Origin of the sequence: Paenibacillus sp. GM2 (assembly GCF_900069005.2) — a bacterium.
In the GTDB taxonomy this organism is placed as follows: domain Bacteria; phylum Bacillota; class Bacilli; order Paenibacillales; family Paenibacillaceae; genus Fontibacillus.
This window is the reverse complement of record NZ_LN831271.1, coordinates 1-930: the sequence shown is the minus strand read 5'-3', so window position 1 is coordinate 930 and position 930 is coordinate 1. Positions and strand designations below refer to the sequence as shown.

Annotated in this window: 1 pseudogene; it reads right to left on the bottom strand. The window is 53.1% G+C overall.

Annotated features, from left to right (window positions below):
* A pseudogene (locus BN1360_RS00080) lies at window positions 1-930 on the bottom strand (hypothetical protein); the annotation flags it as partial.

Genomic DNA, 930 nt, shown 5'->3' with positions numbered 1-930 from the left:
ATTACCATGCCGTCCTCGCCATCTGTTACGATCGAACCTGATGGTACCGTTACTGTTGAACCGCTTGGCAGTTCTACAGTTACTGTTCCATCTCCGTTATCTACAACAACCGAGCCATTTGGTACGGTTACCGTTGAACCACTTGGCAGTTCTACGGTTACTGTTCCATCCCCGTTATCCGTTACGACCGAACCATCCGGGACGGTTACTGTCGGACCACTCGGGATCTCTACGGTTACTGTTCCATCTCCGTTATCCGTTACGGTTGAACCACCTGGGACAGTTACCGTCGGGCCACTCGGAACCTCTACAGTGACTGTGCCATCCTCGTTGTCTGTTACGGTCGAACCGTCCGGGACAGTTACTGTTGGGCCACTCGGAACCTCTACAGTGACTGTTCCGTCTTCGTTATCCGTTACAGTTGAGCCACCTGGAACTGTTACGGTCGGGCCACTCGGAACCTCTACAGTGACTGTTCCGTCTTCGTTATCCGTTACAGTTGAGCCACCTGGAACTGTTACGGTCGGACCACTCGGAACCTCTACAGTGACTGTGCCATCCTCGTTGTCCGTTACGGTCGAACCATCCGGGACAGTTACGCTCGGACCACTCGGGACCTCTACGGTTACTGTGCCGTCTTCGTTATCCGTTACAACTGAGCCGTCCGGGACAGTTACGCTCGGACCACTTGGTTGCTCTCCCGGTTGTTCACCTGGCTGTTCACCAACGATAGTTCCATCTTCATTTACGATGGAGCCGGATGGTACGGTCACTGTTTCCCCGCTTGGCAGTTCTACGATTACCATGCCGTCCTCGCCATCTGTTACGATCGAACCTGATGGTACCGTTACTGTTGAACCGCTTGGCAGTTCTACAGTTACTGTTCCATCTCCGTTATCTACAACAACCGAGCCATTTGGTACGGTTACC